This window comes from Parasalinivibrio latis, from assembly GCF_036825535.1.
In the GTDB taxonomy this organism is placed as follows: Bacteria; Pseudomonadota; Gammaproteobacteria; order Enterobacterales; family Vibrionaceae; genus Parasalinivibrio; species Parasalinivibrio latis.
The window spans coordinates 3707932-3725513 of the sequence record NZ_CP098812.1; the positions used below are offsets into that span (position 1 = coordinate 3707932).

11 protein-coding genes, 4 tRNA genes, 3 rRNA genes and 1 riboswitch are annotated in these 17582 nt (G+C 53.3%); of the genes, 2 read left to right on the forward strand and 16 right to left on the reverse strand.

Annotation, left to right across the window (positions count from 1 at the left end; genetic code table 11):
• Positions 1–102: 102 nt before the first annotated feature.
• Positions 103–393 (reverse strand): H-NS-like global regulator TsrA, encoded by a 291-nt coding sequence (gene tsrA / locus NF212_RS16845; protein ID WP_434357611.1) that lies wholly within the window; start codon positions 391–393, stop codon positions 103–105.
• 201 nt (positions 394–594) lie between these two features.
• Positions 595–1794 (reverse strand): multidrug effflux MFS transporter, encoded by a 1200-nt coding sequence (locus NF212_RS16850; RefSeq protein WP_434357613.1) that lies wholly within the window; start codon positions 1792–1794, stop codon positions 595–597.
• 105 nt (positions 1795–1899) lie between these two features.
• On the opposite strand from NF212_RS16850, the gene NF212_RS16855 reads away from it, so the two are divergent.
• Positions 1900–2850: a LysR family transcriptional regulator gene (locus NF212_RS16855; protein WP_434357615.1), complete on the forward strand. Its 951-nt coding sequence runs from the start codon at positions 1900–1902 to the stop codon at positions 2848–2850.
• 80 nt (positions 2851–2930) lie between these two features.
• The gene (locus NF212_RS16860) at positions 2931–4712 is read left to right on the forward strand and encodes an aminopeptidase P family protein (protein WP_434357616.1); all 1782 of its coding nucleotides are present in this window, start codon (positions 2931–2933) and stop codon (positions 4710–4712) included.
• Between the two features lie 57 nt (positions 4713–4769).
• Here the strand turns inward: NF212_RS16860 and thiH are convergent, their stop codons facing one another.
• The 14 genes from thiH to NF212_RS16930 form a co-directional block, all read right to left on the reverse strand.
• Positions 4770–5882 (reverse strand): 2-iminoacetate synthase ThiH, encoded by a 1113-nt coding sequence (gene thiH / locus NF212_RS16865; RefSeq protein WP_434357617.1) that lies wholly within the window; start codon positions 5880–5882, stop codon positions 4770–4772.
• An 8-nt stretch (positions 5883–5890) separates the two neighbouring features.
• Positions 5891–6658: a thiazole synthase gene (locus NF212_RS16870; RefSeq protein WP_054674526.1), complete on the reverse strand. Its 768-nt coding sequence runs from the start codon at positions 6656–6658 to the stop codon at positions 5891–5893.
• A 2-nt stretch (positions 6659–6660) separates the two neighbouring features.
• Positions 6661–6861, reverse strand: a complete 201-nt coding sequence (thiS, locus tag NF212_RS16875; protein WP_434357620.1) for a sulfur carrier protein ThiS — start codon at positions 6859–6861, stop codon at positions 6661–6663.
• Entirely contained in the window at positions 6842–7636 is a 795-nt protein-coding gene (locus tag NF212_RS16880; protein WP_434357622.1) for a HesA/MoeB/ThiF family protein, read from the reverse strand. Before NF212_RS16880 ends, thiS begins: the two co-directional genes overlap by 20 nt.
• A complete protein-coding gene (gene thiE, locus NF212_RS16885; RefSeq protein ID WP_434357624.1) occupies positions 7636–8316 on the reverse strand; it encodes a thiamine phosphate synthase in 681 nt (226 codons plus the stop codon). Before thiE ends, NF212_RS16880 begins: the two co-directional genes overlap by 1 nt.
• Positions 8317–8326: 10 nt before the next feature.
• On the reverse strand, positions 8327–10258 hold the full coding sequence (gene thiC / locus NF212_RS16890; RefSeq protein WP_434357626.1) for a phosphomethylpyrimidine synthase ThiC: 1932 nt from the start codon (positions 10256–10258) through the stop codon (positions 8327–8329).
• A gap of 105 nt (positions 10259–10363) precedes the next feature.
• Positions 10364–10462, reverse strand: a riboswitch (TPP riboswitch).
• 49 nt (positions 10463–10511) lie between these two features.
• Positions 10512–10895, reverse strand: a complete 384-nt coding sequence (gene crcB, locus NF212_RS16895) for a fluoride efflux transporter CrcB (protein WP_054674532.1) — start codon at positions 10893–10895, stop codon at positions 10512–10514.
• A gap of 776 nt (positions 10896–11671) precedes the next feature.
• Positions 11672–11748, reverse strand: a tRNA-Trp gene (locus NF212_RS16900).
• Positions 11749–11948: 200 nt separating this feature from the next.
• Positions 11949–12025: transfer RNA gene (locus tag NF212_RS16905), tRNA-Asp, on the reverse strand.
• Between the two features lie 93 nt (positions 12026–12118).
• Positions 12119–12234, reverse strand: a 5S ribosomal RNA gene (rrf, locus tag NF212_RS16910).
• Positions 12235–12337: 103 nt separating this feature from the next.
• A 23S ribosomal RNA gene (locus NF212_RS16915) occupies positions 12338–15228 on the reverse strand.
• Positions 15229–15496: 268 nt separating this feature from the next.
• Positions 15497–15572 (reverse strand) — tRNA-Ala (locus NF212_RS16920).
• A gap of 32 nt (positions 15573–15604) precedes the next feature.
• Positions 15605–15681: transfer RNA gene (locus NF212_RS16925), tRNA-Ile, on the reverse strand.
• A 70-nt stretch (positions 15682–15751) separates the two neighbouring features.
• Positions 15752–17304: ribosomal RNA gene (locus NF212_RS16930) — 16S ribosomal RNA — on the reverse strand.
• Together the 16S, 23S and 5S rRNA genes with 4 tRNA genes alongside form the textbook arrangement of a ribosomal RNA operon.
• Positions 17305–17582: the final 278 nt, after the last annotated feature.

Below are 17582 nucleotides of genomic sequence, written 5' to 3' on the forward strand. Positions count from 1 at the left end.
ATTATTTAATGGCAACACGAAAAGCCCGCACAGTTATCCTGTGTGGGCTTTGGGTAACTACATAATCTAATCAGCAGTAACGAAATGAAATCTTATATTTCGTTACGCATTTCTATTGGCAAGGAATTCTCTCAGTTCTTCAGGAGAAATACCGTCACCGGCAATGCTATCTGCCAATTCCTGAATACGTTCACCTTTACGCTCTTTAATGACTTCATTAAATTGGTAAACCATATCTCGCAGGAATTTCAGTGGCACCTGACGTGCTGCACTGCGAATACGCTCTTCACTTTGGTTGCCTAATTCGGTCAGCACTTTACCAAACATGATTTTTTCTGGCGACTCTTCCAGTTGCTCCAGAAGGCGCGCCATTTCAATAGTCGAATATGACATAGCTGTACGCTTCGTCCTTACTTCAATTACCCGGACAAACTTAATGGTTATAAGAGTTGTTCTGAAAAAGATACTCAGAAGGCGAGCCGAACAGCAAAGAAAAAGCCCGCTTAACCATTATACGGCATTTACGGGCCAAGTTGTCACTATTTGGTTGTCGAGACCGTGCGCTTTTTCGCGTCTTATTAAAAACGAGTCACATCAGGCTGCTGTTTTTTGGCCATGCCATGCCCGGCCCCACCGGCTGAACAGGATAATCAGGCCTGGAAGTAACAACAGCATATGGAAAGCAATCAGGTGTGACGGGGATAAGCCAATACGTTGTGTCAGGCTGACAACCAGCCCGGCACCACTCATTTGGATCATACCCAGCAGCGCAGCGGCAGTTCCGGCGCGATCACCGAAAGGTGCCAGGGCACGCCCGGCAGCAGAGCCCATCGTAAACGCGACACCTGCCGAGGAAATAAATACCGGCACCATAAATGCCCATGCAGCTGAAATACCGCTTAGTACTGCAGCCAGTACACCGGCTGTAACAATACAGCCAAGTCCGACAGACAACGCCCGGCGGCTGCCGTATTTGTCCATATAACGCGGGGCCAGCATACAACAGACGATATTCACCACGGCATTCAGGCCAAACCACAACGTGAACATTCCCATCGACAACCCCAGTTCATCCATCAGCAATACCGGCGCGGAGGTTACGTAAGCCAAAATGGATGCCATGCTCAGCATACAAAGGCTGGCGTGATAGAGGAAAACGGGCTCCTTCAGAACAGAAAGGTAGCGGCCAAAGCTGAACAGGCGGCCGGATACATCAGTTTCCGACGGGCGTGTTTCCGGCAAAATACGCCAGATAAGCACCCAGACCACCAGCGCATAGGCCAGCATAAAGCTGAAATTCGAGCGCCAGCCAAACTGGAGGGTCAGCCAGGTACCGAAAATAGGCGCCAGTGCAGGAATAAAGCAGATGGCCCCATTGAGATAACTGATCATCTGTCCGCTTCGCTCGGCACCAAACCGATCACGTACAGCTGCAAATGCACAGACAGATGCCGCACAGGCCCCCAACCCTTGGAGAACACGGGCTACCAGCATCCATTCATACTGGCCCGCCAGCCATGCCAGGGTTGCACTGGCGGCATAAAGGGCAATACCGGTCAGCGCAACCGGACGCCTTCCAAAGCGGTCTGCCATCGGGCCGGCAAACAGCTGGCCAAACCCAAGGCTGAACATAAACCAGGTGATGGTGTCCTGGATCTGGGTAGCGCCAACTTGAAAGCTCTCAGCCATCATAGGGAAGGCAGGCAGGTAAATATCAATCGCTAACGGGCTTAACAGCACCATACTGATAAGCATTGCGAGCAAACGGGAAGAAGAAAAAGTGGCAGAATGCATTGATTGCTCCTCATTGGATGCCGCCAAGTCTACGCACGGTGTGATATGAAGAGAAATGGTTTATATTCAACCTCATCATTCCTGTAAGGAATATCAGGAGTTATTTTGAATATCCACAGCCTGCTTAAAATTGACCTTAACCTGCTGGTCTGCCTGCACGTATTGCTTGATGAGTGCCATGTCAGCCGGACAGCAGAACGGTTGCACCTCAGCCAGTCAGCGATCAGCAAGAACCTCGCCAAGCTCAGGGATATCTTTGAAGACCCGTTGTTCACCCGCGCCGCCCACGGTATCAAACCTACCCCTAAGGCATTATTGCTGGCACCCAAGCTGCGCGAGGCACTCGGACACCTTGAACAACTGACCCGGCCGGATATCTTTTCACCGCAAAACAGCAAGCGCCAGTTCCGGCTTTCATTGGTAGAAAGCACTTACCCCTTGTTGCTGCCCCAGTTTGTCGGGGAGCTTTTTGAGCAGGCCCCCGGTATCACGGTTTCTGCCGAGCCCTGGCAGGCCAATACCTTCAGCGAAATGACCCGGGGCGTGATTGACCTCGGCATCACAGGGAAAGACCTCTCACCGGAAGATGCCAGCCTGACCATGATGCCGCCGGAGGATATCCATTCCGTCAAACTCTACCTCGACAACCAGGTAGTACTGATGCGTGCCGGACACCCGTTGCTCAAAGCCGACTGGACAGAACAAACTTACCTCAGCGCCCGCCATGTGCAGGTACGGTGCGCCGGCAGTGACCGCTGGCTGCTCGACTACAAACTTGCCGACAACGGCCTGCAGCGTGATATTGCTATGTATGTGCCGGACTTCAACGGTGCAGCAAGCCTGTGTACCTGTACCGACTTGCTGTTTACCGCGCCAAAGCACTTTGCCGAATATATTGCCCCTCGGCTGAATTTGGTGGTGCTTCCGCTGCCCATCCCTCTTCCGCCGATGGCCTATACCCTGTTCTGGCACCGGCAAAACGATGATGACCCGGGCCATACCTGGTTGCGCCAGTTGATTATCAGCCGCTGCAACGCCCTTACAGCAGAAAAATAAAGGACAAATTGCAGCCATTAGCTAAAAAAGCTAGCTTATAGCGTAAAGATGTAACTAACCGAATTTGGAAAAGGACGCATATGCAAAGCCAGATTTCAGAACGTGTCGGCCAGCTTCGTGAATGGCTGGTCAGCCAGGGGCTCGACGCGCTGCTGATCCCGCACGAGGACGAATTCCTCAATGAATACACTCCCGTCCACCTTGAGCGCCTGCACTGGGCGACCGGGTTTACCGGTTCTGCCGGCATGGCAGTGATTGCAAGCGACAAGGCCGCCATGTTTGTTGACGGACGCTATGTGGTCCAGGTCCGTAAGGAAGTACCGGGCAACCTATTCGAATATCGCCACCTGATTGAGGAGCCTGCTATCGGCTGGCTGCTGGCAAACCTGCCTGAAGGTGCCCGGGTTGGCGTGGATACCCGTTTACACAGTGCAGCCTGGCTCGCGCGTGCCCGTCAGGAAGTGGGGGCCAAAATCAAACTCGTCGCTTTGCAGGAAAACCCGGTAGATACTTACTGGCTTGACCGCCCGGCGGCAAGCACCAGCCAGGTACAGCTGATGAGTACTGAGCTTGCCGGACGCAACAGCGCAGACAAGCGCGCCCAGATAGCCAAACTGCTCGATGGCGCCGATGCCGTTATGCTGACCGCGTTGGACAGCATCTGCTGGCTGCTCAATATTCGCGGCAATGATGCACCTCACACCCCTATCGTGTTGGCCCATGCCCTACTCCACAACGACAGCTCGGTTGACCTCTGGATTGAAGAAAGCCGTCTGCCACAAGGTTTTGCTCACCATGTTGGAGAAGGTGTCCGCATCCACTCACCGGAAAACCTGGCTCAAAACCTCTCAGCACTGAACGGCAAGAAAGTTCGCATCGACCGAGGCAGCAGCAACGGCTGGACGGCAGACAAACTGGCTGCCAACGGTGCAACCCTGATTGATGGCAGCGATCCATGCATGTTGCCAAAAGCAGCAAAAAACTCGGCTGAAATTGATGGCATGAAAGCCTGCCATGTCCGTGATGGCGTGGCGATGGCAAAATTCCTGGCCTGGTTCGACCGGGAAGTGGCAGCCGGTAACCTGCATGATGAAGGTGTGCTGGCAGACAAGCTGGCCACTTTCCGAGGTGAAGACCCAAGCCTGAAAGACCTCAGCTTCTCAACCATTTCCGCTGCCGGCGGCAATGCAGCAATGTGCCATTACAACCACATCAACCAACCGGCCCCTGCTGTGCTGGAAATGAACAACGTCTACCTGGTGGATTCCGGCGGCCAATACCCGGACGGCACTACGGATATCACCCGTACCCTGCCGGTCGGTGAATGCAGTGCGGAAGTGAAAAAAGCCTTCACCCTGGTGCTGAAAGGCCACATTTCCCTGGCCAGTGCCCGGTTCCCTTATGGCACCACAGGCACCCATCTGGATGTTCTGGCTCGCCAGCACCTCTGGGCACACGGCATGGACTTCGACCACGGCACCGGTCACGGTGTCGGCCACTACCTGAGTGTGCATGAAGGTCCTCAGCGTATTGCCAAGGCGTGGAATGCCACCAAGCTGGAAACCGGTATGGTGCTGTCCAATGAGCCGGGTTACTACCAGGCAGACGGTTTCGGTATCCGCATTGAAAACCTGGAAGTCGTGGTGGAAGTTCCGACCGAAGGTGACCGCACCATGCTGGGCTTCGAGTCCCTGACCCGTGCACCTATCGACAAGCGCCTTATCGACACCGGGCTGATGACTGACAGTGACATAGATTGGCTGAACAACTACCACCGCAAGGTTTGGGAAGCGGTCAGCCCATTCCTCTCAGGCGACGATCTGGACTGGCTGGAAACCGCCACATCACCGCTCAGCCGGTAACCGAACCTGTGATATAAAACGCCCTCGGCAATGAGGGCGTTTTTCCGTTTGCAACGCTTAGCCCGAGTAGACACTGTCCCAGTCTTTCCAGACCACTTCAAACCCGGCCTTTTTCACCGCTTCGGCCACATCAGTCGCGCTTCGCTCATCACTTATCGCAAACTGCTCAAGCTCTGGCGTATCGTCAGCATACCCACCCGGCTGGGTCTTTGATGCCGCAGACATGGTCGTCACCCCGAGAGGAAGCACATTGTCGCGAAACAAGGGCGACTCGCGCGTAGAGAGCGACAGCTCAACATGCGGGTTAAACAACCGGTAAGCACAAATCAGTTGCACCATCTGGCGGTCCGTCATGATGGATTTTGGCTCCAGCCCCCCGGTACACGGGCGAAGGCGCGGAAACGAAATGGAATACCGGCTCTGCCAATAGGTCCTTTCGAGGTAATCCAGGTGCGCCGCGACAAAAAAGCTGTCGGTACGCCAGTCCTCAAGACCGATAAGTGCGCCGATACCTATCTTGTCGACCCCGGCCTGTGCCAGCCTATCCGGGGTTTCCAGCCGGTAGTGAAAGTCAGTTTTCTTTCCCCGCAGGTGATGCTCTGCATAGGTCGGTTTATGGTAGGTCTCCTGGTAGACCATCACCGCATCCAGGCCCAGTGTCTTAAGCTCTGCATACTCTTTCCTCCCGAGAGGCTGCACTTCCATCGCCAGGTAGCTGAAATGGCGCTTTATCTGTGGCACCGCCTCCCGGAAGTATTTCATCCCAACCTTGTTTTCATGCTCGCCGGTCACCAGCAGAATACTGTCAAAGCCCATCCGCTTGATGGCTTCACACTCACGTTCAATATCCCCACAGTCCAGCGTGCGGCGTTTGAGCCGGTTCTCCATGGAAAAGCCGCAATAGGTGCAGGCATTGGCACACAGGTTGGAAAGATACAACGGCACATAAAAGCTGACCGTATTACCGAACCGCTGCCGGGTCATCGCCGCCGAACGCTGCGCCATCTGTTCAAGATAGGGCTCAGCCGCCGGGGAGATCAGCGCCTGAAAATCAGCAAGGTCGAGCTTACGCTTGGCAAGCGCCCTTTCCACATCAGCGGTGGTTTTGCTGTAAACCGACAGCCGGATATCGTCCCACTCCAGCGCCTGCCATCGTTCTGAAAAGCTCATAGCCGGCCTCACATCGCATCAAGAAAGCCGGTCAGCGGGCTCGATGCCACTGCATGGCTCGCTTTCCCGGCAAGGCCGGCTTCATAGGCCATCCGGCCGCTCTCAACGGCCATCTTGAATGCCAGCCCCATCCGGACGGGGTCAGCTGCTGCGGCAATCGCGGTATTTACCAGCACCGCATCTGCACCCAGCTCCATGGCTTCCGCAGCATGGGAAGGTGCTCCAATACCCGCATCCACCACAACGGGCACCTTGGCCTGGTCGATGATAATTTCCAAAAAGTCCCGCGACGCCAGCCCCTTATTGGTGCCGATTGGCGCGCCAAGGGGCATAACCGCAGCGCAGCCTGCTTCTTCCAGACGCTTGCATAACACCGGGTCAGCATGGCAGTAAGGCAGCACGATAAAACCTTCGCGCACCAGGGTTTCTGCCGCTTTCAGGGTCTCAATCGGGTCCGGCATCAGGTATTTGGGATCCGGGTGGATTTCCAGTTTAAGCCAGTTAGTACCCAGCGCTTCCCGGGCAAGGCGGGCGGCAAATACCGCTTCTTCGGCACTTTTCGCGCCGGAGGTATTAGGCAAAAGGTTTACCCCGGCCTCTACCAGTGGGCCCAGGATGTCATCTTCCCGGCTGTGGATGTCCACCCGCTTAAGCGCCATGGTCACCAGTTCAGAACCGGACGCCTTGATGGCAGCAGCCATGGTATCGCGACCGGAAAATTTTCCCGTGCCGGTAAACAGACGGGAAGTAAACGTCTTATCTGCAATGCGTAACATGGTTAGCCTCCGGCAATAGCCTGGAACAGGGAGATTTGATCGCCTTCATTGACCGGCGTGTCAGCCCACTGGGTACGGGGAACAATTTGACCGTTGACGGCAACGGCAAAACCCTGCGGGGAAAGCGAAAGTGCAGGGAACAGATCAGAAACAGAAGAACCGGCTGGAATATCAACCGGCTTGTCATTCACCACAACAGACATGGTTTACCTCCGGGGAAACAGAAACCGAAGAACAGGCCGGACATGCCAGATCGCGCACGATGGAAAGAGACTTCCAGGACATGTCGAGGCCATTGAAATGAAGCAGCTTGCCCGCACTGACAGGAAGTCCGCACAAGGCCTTGATGGTTTCCAGTGCCTGCAGGTTGCCGATAGTCCCAACCACCGGGCCGGACACACCGGAAGCACTGCAATTTCGGGGTTCACTGTCCCCGGCATCCGGGAAAAGACATTGGTAGCAGGCACTGCCCGGCTGACGGAAATCAAACACCATAAGTTGCCCCTGCCAGCCGACAGCCGCGCCGGAAACCAGAAGTTTCCCGGCGCTGCAGCAAGCCTTGTTCACGGCATAACGGGTAGCCATGTTGTCCGAGCAATCAAGCACGATATCCGCCGCCGCCACTTCGAGGTCAAGACGTTCCCCGGCAAGGCGGGAGTGAACCGGCCTGACCCGGCACCCTGGGTTCAGAGCAGCCAACTGGCGGGAGATGGCAATGGCTTTCGCACTATCTGTATCACCATCTCGATACACCACCTGTCGCTGCAGGTTCGTCGTGTCCACCCGGTCATTATCGGCAATCACCAGGTTACCAACTCCTGCTGCTGCCAGGTAGAGGGATGCGGCACTGCCAAGACCACCGGCACCAACCAGCAGCACTGACGCCGAAGCCAGTGCCTGCTGCCCTGTTTCTCCCACTTCAGGCAACATAATCTGACGGCTGTAGCGGAGGAATTCCGCATCAGTAAGGTTGCGCATCAGCGTCTGACCTCAAACACGTCAGAAAATGCCTCAAGGGTACGGTTCAGGTCGGCACTCTGGGTCACAGCGCGAACGACAGCCACGGCAGAGACACCGGTTTGCCAGACATCCGGTGCACGCTTTAGGTCAATCCCACCTATTGCTACTGTCGGGAAACGCCCGCCAACCGTCGCCAGGTGCTTTTTCAACTGATCAATACCCTGAGGGGGCGTTGGCATGTCCTTGGTTGGTGTCGGGTAGATATGGCCAATGGCGATATAACTCGGTGCAATATCCAGTGCACCAGCCAACTCTTCCGCTGTACGGGTCGACACTCCAAGCCGGATCCCGGCGTTGGCAATCGCTGCCAGATCCGCATCCTTGAGATCGTCCTGTCCCAGATGGATACCGTAGGCACCAAGATCCAGAGCCAGTTGCCAGTAATCATTGATAAACACCTGGGCACGGCAGGTACGCCCAAGATGGATCGCCTCTTCGATCTGCTCTCGCAATGCCGGGTGGGCAGGATCTTTGATCCTGAGCTGGACCGTTTTGACACCGGCTGCCAGCAAACGCCGGATCCATGCCACATCATCCACGACCGGGTAGAGCGGCCCGATTGGGCCATCCATCCGTGCAAATGTTGAGTGAGTAACGTTGGGGGCTTTTTTAACGTCAGGTGTAAGTGTATTAACCATACAACTCACCTCACACATCTGCTTTTTGGTGGTAAAGCTCGCTGCCTTTTGCCAGGAACTCTTCCGATTTTTGCTTCATCCCCTCAAGCGGATCAGCCAGCATCTTCACTTCTATCCCTTCACCCAATGTCTGGAGTGCCGGGTTTTCCTTGGCATAGTCTCGCACTTCCTGGCTTATCTTCATCGAGCAGAACTTCGGCCCGCACATAGAACAGAAATGGGCAACCTTACCGGATTCCTGCGGCAGGGTTTCATCATGGAAAGCGCGGGCTGTATCCGGGTCAAGGGACAAGTTGAACTGGTCTTCCCAACGGAATTCGAAGCGCGCCTTTGAAAGTGCATTGTCACGTACCTGCGCACCCGGGTGGCCTTTGGCAAGGTCAGCTGCATGGGCAGCCAGTTTATAGGTAATAAGCCCGGTCTTTACATCTTCCTTGTTGGGCAGGCCAAGGTGCTCTTTCGGTGTCACATAACAGAGCATGGCACAGCCGTACCAGCCAATCATGGCAGCGCCGATACCTGAGGTGATGTGGTCGTAACCCGGTGCAATATCAGTTGTCAGCGGGCCAAGGGTATAGAAAGGCGCTTCATCGCAGTGTTTGAGCTGCTCTTCCATGTTCTCTTTGATAAGTTGCATTGGAACATGCCCCGGTCCTTCAATCATCACCTGGACATCATATTCCCAGGCTATCTTGGTCAGTTCACCCAATGTACGCAATTCAGCAAACTGCGCTTCATCATTGGCGTCAGCTATCGAGCCCGGGCGCAGGCCATCCCCCAGAGAGAGGGCGATATCGTACTTTGCACAGATTTCGCAGATTTCCCGGAAGTTGGTGTAGAGGAAGCTTTCCTGGTGGTGAGCCAGGCACCATTTGGCAATGATTGAACCACCCCGGGAGACAATGCCGGTCAGCCGCTTGGCGGTCAGTGGGACATAACGCAACAGCAACCCGGCGTGGATAGTGAAGTAGTCAACGCCCTGCTCGGCCTGCTCTATCAGAGTGTCCCGCATCACTTCCCAGTTTAGGTTTTCCGCAATCCCGTTCACTTTTTCCAATGCCTGGTACATCGGCACGGTTCCAATCGGCACCGGGCTGTTACGAATAATCCATTCGCGGGTTTCGTGAATATTACGCCCGGTAGAGAGATCCATGACGGTATCGCCCCCCCAACGCGTTGACCACAGCATTTTCTCAACTTCTTCCTCAATGGAAGAAGTGACGGATGAATTACCAATATTGGCATTCACCTTCACCAGGAAATTGCGTCCGATAATCATCGGCTCACTTTCCGGGTGGTTGATATTGGAAGGAATGATTGCCCGGCCTGCGGCGACTTCCTGACGTACAAACTCCGGGGTAATCTCTGTTGGTAAATTGGCACCGAAGTGTTGCCCGGGATGTTGCTGGGTCAGTACCTCATCCCGGTACTTCTGGCGTCCCATGTTTTCACGAATGGCAATGAATTCCATCTCTGGGGTTACTATCCCCCGGCGGGCGTAGTGAAGCTGGGTAACCCGGCTATCGGGCTTGGCCTGGCGTACTTTCGGCAGGTTTGGGAAACGGATGTCATCCAGGGTATCGTCACTCAGGCGCTCATTGGCAAATTCTGAGCTGAGGCCTTCCATCACTTGCGTGTCGCCACGCTCTTCAATCCAGCGCTCACGCAATTTAGGCAGTCCGCTGTAGATATCAATATCGTAATCAGGATCGGTATAGACGCCGGATGTGTCATAGACCCGGATGGATTCATTCGGCTCAAATTGGGGATTGTCCCTATCTCCACCAATCAGGGTCGGGGCAAGGGATATCTCTCGCATACCGACACGGATGTCCGGGCGAGAGCCTTCTACATGGACTTTCTTTGAATTTGGAAATGGGGTTACCGACAGGTTGTCGATGTAACTTTTGGCTTCAAGCCGGGATTGTTTTCTGCTCGACATAGCATTTACTCCAGTTGGGTTCGGAATGAATGCTTGCCGGATGGCGTTGACAAGAGAGAAGACGGTTTACGTCTGTTGCAGGCAATTCAGAGCGGGTAGATCGCTAGAACAGCTGCTCTTGTTCCCTTCGCAGGTATTAGCCTGATCAGGTTCAACGGATCCCACCTAAGTGGTCTCAGCCTTACGGCACTCCGACAAGTTCAGCCAGCAGTATATGAAAAGCGTTCTGTGCTCTCAAGCGGACAAAAGGTGCTCAACCTCTCATCATGAGCTGAAAACCCGCCCAGGCTGCAAACACACACACGACAACGTTGAGCAGGATATTGGTGCCCATTTTCAGAAACTCGCCATGCTGCATCAGCGTCACGTTATCCATTGAAAACGTAGAAAAGGTTGTCAGGGCACCCAGGAATCCCAGACCAATCAACTGGCGCCATGGTGCAGCAGCAATGGCTCCTTGCTCAATCGCAGAAGCCAAAAGACCCATAATAAATGAGCCCAGAATGTTAACCGTCAGAGTTCCGTAGGGAAAACCACGACCTAACATAGCCACACACAGTTCAGAGATTAGGTAGCGCGAACAGGCACCTACCGCACCACCGGCTGCGATAAACGCCAAAATCACGGCTTGGTTCATCAGGATTCCTCATCCAAAAAATCAAAATTTGTGATCATGGTAACGCTTTTAGCAATGGTAACGAAATAACCAATAATCGAAAAAAGGATTTCAATGTGAGGAATGTGCGGAAGTTGGCAAGAAAACATCATCAACCGGGTTCTGAAATAGCTATGGTGGTTATCTTTAATGACCTTTTTAGTCATCTGCTAATGCAACAAAGCCCCATCATTTGACGAGGCTTCTAAATTTGGCAGGGGATGACGATTCGATGGGACTGGCCTTCCAGCCGCCGACATTTGCACGAAGTGCAAACCATAGATACTACAAAGCCCCGTCATTTGACGAGGCTTCTAAATTTGGCAGGGGATGATGATTCGATGGGACTGGCCTTCCAGCCGCCGACATTTGCACGAAGTGCAAACCATAGATACAACAAAGCTCCGTCATTTGACGAAGCTTCTAAATTTGGCAGGGGATGATGATTCGATGGGACTGGCCTTCCAGCCGCCGACATTTGCACGAAGTGCAAACTATAGATACAACAAAGCCCCCGTCGTTTGACGAGGCTTCTAAATTTGGCAGGGGATGACGATTCGATGGGACTGGCCTTCCAGCCGCCGACATTTGCACGAAGTGCAAACTATAGATACAACAAAGCCCCGTCATTTGACGAGGCTTCTGAATTTGGCAGGGGATGACGATTCGATGGGACTGGCCTTCCAGCCGCCGACATTTGCACGAAGTGCAAACTATAGATACAACAAAGCCCCGTCATTTGACGAGGCTTCTAAATTTGGCAGGGGATGACGGATTCGAACCGCCGACATTCGGTTTTGGAGACCGACGTTCTACCGGGCTGAACTAATCCCCTAGCTCGGAGCCTATTCTAATTACCCTGAGCGAAATTGCCAGCAGTAATAGCTGTCGCACGATCTAAGTGCTCGAAATATAAACGGATATGGGCAGGTACAGAACTCTGAATTTCTGACATCAAGAAGCCCTTCAGTTTCCAGCAGGCATCTGATACAACAAAAAAAAGCCCCGTCATTTCTGACGAGGCTTCTTAAGAAGTGGCGGAGCGGACGGGACTCGAACCCGCGACCCCCGGCGTGACAGGCCGGTATTCTAACCAACTGAACTACCGCTCCGCAGCGATACTGTTTACCGAATAAAGTCTTATGGTTAGCTTGCTTTATCCAGTGTTGCCTTCATCTTCTCTTAAAGATGAAAACCAATTTAAAGCCTGGCGATGTCCTACTCTCACATGGGGAGACCCCACACTACCATCGGCGCTATTGCGTTTCACTTCTGAGTTCGGCATGGGTTCAGGTGGAGCCACAATGCTATGGTCGCCAGACAAATTCGGTACAATCTTGAAAGCTGATGTCTTCTAGCGTGTTCTCTTACACATTCAAGATGTTTGATTCTCTTGAGTACGCACAAAACCCCTTGGGTGTTGTATGGTTAAGCCTCACGGGCAATTAGTACAGGTTAGCTCAACGCCTCACAGCGCTTACACACCCTGCCTATCTACGTCGTAGTCTCCGACAACCCTTTAGGACACTTAAAGTGTCAGGGAGAACTCATCTTGAGGCTCGCTTCCCGCTTAGATGCTTTCAGCGGTTATCGATTCCGAACTTAGCTACCGGGCAATGCCACTGGCGTGACAACCCGAACACCAGAGGTTCGTCCACTCCGGTCCTCTCGTACTAGGAGCAGCCCCTCTCAATTCTCCAACGCCCACGGCAGATAGGGACCGAACTGTCTCACGACGTTCTAAACCCAGCTCGCGTACCACTTTAAATGGCGAACAGCCATACCCTTGGGACCGACTTCAGCCCCAGGATGTGATGAGCCGACATCGAGGTGCCAAACACCGCCGTCGATATGAACTCTTGGGCGGTATCAGCCTGTTATCCCCGGAGTACCTTTTATCCGTTGAGCGATGGCCCTTCCATTCAGAACCACCGGATCACTATGACCTGCTTTCGCACCTGCTCGAACCGTCATTCTCGCAGTCAAGCGGGCTTATGCCATTGCACTAACCTCACGATGTCCGACCGTGATTAGCCCACCTTCGTGCTCCTCCGTTACTCTTTGGGAGGAGACCGCCCCAGTCAAACTACCCACCAGGCACTGTCCTCACCCCGGATAACGGGGCCAAGTTAGAACATCAAACATACAAGGGTGGTATTTCAAGGATGGCTCCACGGCAACTGGCGTCACCGCTTCAAAGCCTCCCACCTATCCTACACATGTAGGCTCAATGTTCAGTGCCAAGCTGTAGTAAAGGTTCACGGGGTCTTTCCGTCTAGCCGCGGGTACACAGCATCTTCACTGCGATTTCAATTTCACTGAGTCTCGGGTGGAGACAGCGTGGCCATCATTACGCCATTCGTGCAGGTCGGAACTTACCCGACAAGGAATTTCGCTACCTTAGGACCGTTATAGTTACGGCCGCCGTTTACCGGGGCTTCGATCAAGAGCTTCATCCGAAGACTAACCCCATCAATTAACCTTCCGGCACCGGGCAGGCGTCACACCGTATACGTCTTCTTTCGAATTTGCACAGTGCTATGTTTTTAATAAACAGTTGCAGCCACCTGGTATCTGCGACTGCCTTCAGCTCCATCCGCAAGGGACTTCACCAAGGGCAGCGTACCTTCTCCCGAAGTTACGGTACCATTTTGCCTAGTTCCTTCACCCGAGTTCTCTCAAGCGCCTTGGTATTCTCTACCCGACCACCTGTGTCGGTTTGGGGTACGGTTACTGATAACCTGAAGCTTAGAGGCTTTTCCTGGAAGCATGGCATCAATGACTTCACCACCGTAGTGGCTCGACATCAGGTCTCAGCCTTAAGAGAAACCGGATTTACCTAATTTCTCAGCCTACACCCTTGAACCGGGACAACCGTCGCCCGGCCCACCTAGCCTTCTCCGTCCCCCCATCGCAGTTATCAGCAGTACGGGAATATTAACCCGTTTCCCATCGACTACGCCTTTCGGCCTCGCCTTAGGGGCCGACTCACCCTGCCCCGATTAACGTTGGACAGGAACCCTTGGTCTTCCGGCGAGGAGGTTTTTCACCCCCTTTGTCGTTACTCATGTCAGCATTCGCACTTCTGATACGTCCAGCACACCTTACAGTGCACCTTCAGCCGCTTACAGAACGCTCCCCTACCCAATACGATAAATCGCATTGCCGCAGCTTCGGTGTATCGCTTAGCCCCGTTACATCTTCCGCGCAGGCCGACTCGACCAGTGAGCTATTACGCTTTCTTTAAATGATGGCTGCTTCTAAGCCAACATCCTGGCTGTCTGGGCCTTCCCACATCGTTTCCCACTTAGCGATAACTTTGGGACCTTAGCTGGCGGTCTGGGTTGTTTCCCTCTCCACGACGGACGTTAGCACCCGCCGTGTGTCTCCCGGATAGTACTTACTGGTATTCGGAGTTTGCAAAGGGTTGGTAAGTCGGGATGACCCCCTAGCCTTAACAGTGCTCTACCCCCAGTAGTATTCGTCCGAGGCGCTACCTAAATAGCTTTCGGGGAGAACCAGCTATCTCCGAGTTTGATTGGCCTTTCACCCCTAGCCACAAGTCATCCGCTAATTTTTCAACATTAGTCGGTTCGGTCCTCCAATTGATGTTACTCAATCTTCAACCTGCCCATGGCTAGATCACTCGGTTTCGGGTCTAATTCCAGCAACTGCACGCCCAGTTAAGACTCGGTTTCCCTACGGCTCCCCTATGCGGTTAACCTTGCTACTGAAATTAAGTCGCTGACCCATTATACAAAAGGTACGCAGTCACCCAACAAGTGGGCTCCCACTGCTTGTACGTACACGGTTTCAGGTTCTATTTCACTCCCCTCACAGGGGTTCTTTTCGCCTTTCCCTCACGGTACTGGTTCACTATCGGTCAGTCAGGAGTATTTAGCCTTGGAGGATGGTCCCCCCATCTTCAGACAAGATAACACGTGTCCCGTCCTACTCGTTTTCACGCTAAAAGCATTGTCGTGTACGGGGCTGTCACCCTGTATCGCGCCACTTTCCAGAGGCTTCCACTAACACTTAAAACGCTTAAGGGCTAATCCGGGTTCGCTCGCCGCTACTGCCGGAATCTCAGTTGATTTCTTTTCCTCGGGGTACTTAGATGTTTCAGTTCTCCCGGTTCGCCTCGCTGCGCTATGTATTCACGCAGCGATACTGGCTTATGCCAGTGGGTTTCCCCATTCGGACATCCCAGACTCAAGTGGCTTTTACTGCCTTATCTGGGCTTATCGCAAGTTAATACGTCCTTCATCGCCTCTGACTGCCAAGGCATCCACCGTGTACGCTTAGTCACTTAACCATACAACCCGAAGGAGTTTCGAGTCATACGCGGACCAAGATTTTGTTTTCGCCGTACTCAAATTGAGTTGTGCTTAAAGCACTACCAAAACACTTGAATGTGTTTGCTTTGAGAACTTTGTTCATCACTTCCTAAGAAGTTCAGAACAGATCCAACATTGTTGAATCTACTAGTCAGCTTTCCAGATTGTTAAAGAGCATGTGTTTCGGTGTCTACAAAGGACAAGGAACCACTTTCTAAGGACACTTTTGTAAATGCGCTTAAAGAGTGGTGGAGCTATGCGGGATCGAACCGCAGACCTCCTGCGTGCAAGGCAGGCGCTCTCCCAGCTGAGCTATAACCCCATCGTGTTGCCTTAGATACCACTTCAACGAAGTGGTGGGTCTGAGTGGACTTGAACCACCGACCTCACCCTTATCAGGGGTGCGCTCTAACCACCTGAGCTACAGACCCATCTAAGCAATGATGCTCTCTTTACTTTTCGACCAGGCAATCTGTGTGGACACTCATGAAGCAGTTTAGGTAAGGAGGTGATCCAGCCCCAGGTTCCCCTAGGGCTACCTTGTTACGACTTCACCCCAGTCATGAATCACACCGTGGTAAACGCCCTCCCGAAGGTTAAGCTATCTACTTCTGGTGCAACCCACTCCCATGGTGTGACGGGCGGTGTGTACAAGGCCCGGGAACGTATTCACCGTGGCATTCTGATCCACGATTACTAGCGATTCCGACTTCATGGAGTCGAGTTGCAGACTCCAATCCGGACTACGACATACTTTCTGGGATTCGCTCCACCTCGCGGTCTCGCTGCCCTCTGTATATGCCATTGTAGCACGTGTGTAGCCCTACTCGTAAGGGCCATGATGACTTGACGTCGTCCCCACCTTCCTCCGGTTTATCACCGGCAGTCTCCCTGGAGTTCCCGACATGACTCGCTGGCAAACAAGGATAAGGGTTGCGCTCGTTGCGGGACTTAACCCAACATTTCACAACACGAGCTGACGACAGCCATGCAGCACCTGTCTCAGAGCTCCCGAAGGCACACTCGAATCTCTTCAAGCTTCTCTGGATGTCAAGAGTAGGTAAGGTTCTTCGCGTTGCATCGAATTAAACCACATGCTCCACCGCTTGTGCGGGCCCCCGTCAATTCATTTGAGTTTTAACCTTGCGGCCGTACTCCCCAGGCGGTCTACTTAACACGTTAGCTCCGAAAGCCACACCTTATAGGCACAACCTCCAAGTAGACATCGTTTACGGCGTGGACTACCAGGGTATCTAATCCTGTTTGCTCCCCACGCTTTCGCATCTGAGCGTCAGTCTTTGTCCAGGGGGCCGCCTTCGCCACCGGTATTCCTCCAGATCTCTACGCATTTCACCGCTACACCTGGAATTCTACCCCCCTCTACAAGACTCTAGCCTGCCAGTCTCAAATGCAACTCCCAGGTTAAGCCCGGGGCTTTCACATCTGACTTAACAGACCGCCTGCATGCGCTTTACGCCCAGTAATTCCGATTAACGCTCGCACCCTCCGTATTACCGCGGCTGCTGGCACGGAGTTAGCCGGTGCTTCTTCTGCAGCTAACGTCAAATGGTGCAGCTATTAACTACACCACCTTCCTCACTGCTGAAAGTGCTTTACAACCCGAAGGCCTTCTTCACACACGCGGCATGGCTGCATCAGGGTTTCCCCCATTGTGCAATATTCCCCACTGCTGCCTCCCGTAGGAGTCTGGACCGTGTCTCAGTTCCAGTGTGGCTGATCATCCTCTCAGACCAGCTAGGGATCGTCGCCTTGGTGAGCCATTACCCCACCAACTAGCTAATCCCACTTGGGCTCATCTCTGGGTGCGAGGCCCGAAGGTCCCCCGCTTTGGTCCGTAGACATTATGCGGTATTAGCTACCGTTTCCAGTAGTTATCCCCCGCCCAGAGGCAGATCCCCAAGCATTACTCACCCGTCCGCCGCTCGCCGCCCAACAACGCTCCCGAAGGATTGTTGTTGTCGCTGCCGCTCGACTTGCATGTGTTAGGCCTGCCGCCAGCGTTCAATCTGAGCCATGATCAAACTCTTCAATTAAAGTTTTTTCAAACCCGAAGGTTTGGCTCAATGAATACTGTTTATCTATTTTCATAGATAGAATTGACTGTGCCGATATTCCTTTTCAGGAATCTCGTTTGGTCACTCGATTCATTGAATAAATTCTTTATTCTGTTTCAACGAGTGCCCACACAGATTGCATGGTCAAATTGTTAAAGAGCGTTGACTTGTCAGCGTTGCCGCTGAATGTCGAGGCTGCGTATCTTACTCGCCTCCAACCCAAAGTCAAGAAGAAAATCTGAAGTATTTTCAAAGTC

Excerpts from the sequence above, each read along its gene's own strand:
- NF212_RS16880 (WP_434357622.1), bottom strand. The coding sequence starts at position 7,636 with ATGCGCAACCTTACTGATGCGGAATTCCTCCGCTACAGCCGTCAGATT.
- thiE (WP_434357624.1), bottom strand. The coding sequence starts at position 8,316 with ATGGTTAATACACTTACACCTGACGTTAAAAAAGCCCCCAACGTTACT.
- thiS (WP_434357620.1), bottom strand. The coding sequence starts at position 6,861 with ATGTCTGTTGTGGTGAATGACAAGCCGGTTGATATTCCAGCCGGTTCT.
- thiH (WP_434357617.1), bottom strand. The coding sequence starts at position 5,882 with ATGAGCTTTTCAGAACGATGGCAGGCGCTGGAGTGGGACGATATCCGG.
- crcB (WP_054674532.1), bottom strand. The coding sequence starts at position 10,895 with ATGAACCAAGCCGTGATTTTGGCGTTTATCGCAGCCGGTGGTGCGGTA.
- NF212_RS16850 (WP_434357613.1), bottom strand. The coding sequence starts at position 1,794 with ATGCATTCTGCCACTTTTTCTTCTTCCCGTTTGCTCGCAATGCTTATC.
- NF212_RS16860 (WP_434357616.1), top strand. The coding sequence starts at position 2,931 with ATGCAAAGCCAGATTTCAGAACGTGTCGGCCAGCTTCGTGAATGGCTG.
- NF212_RS16870 (WP_054674526.1), bottom strand. The coding sequence starts at position 6,658 with ATGTTACGCATTGCAGATAAGACGTTTACTTCCCGTCTGTTTACCGGC.
- thiC (WP_434357626.1), bottom strand. The coding sequence starts at position 10,258 with ATGTCGAGCAGAAAACAATCCCGGCTTGAAGCCAAAAGTTACATCGAC.
- tsrA (WP_434357611.1), bottom strand. The coding sequence starts at position 393 with ATGTCATATTCGACTATTGAAATGGCGCGCCTTCTGGAGCAACTGGAA.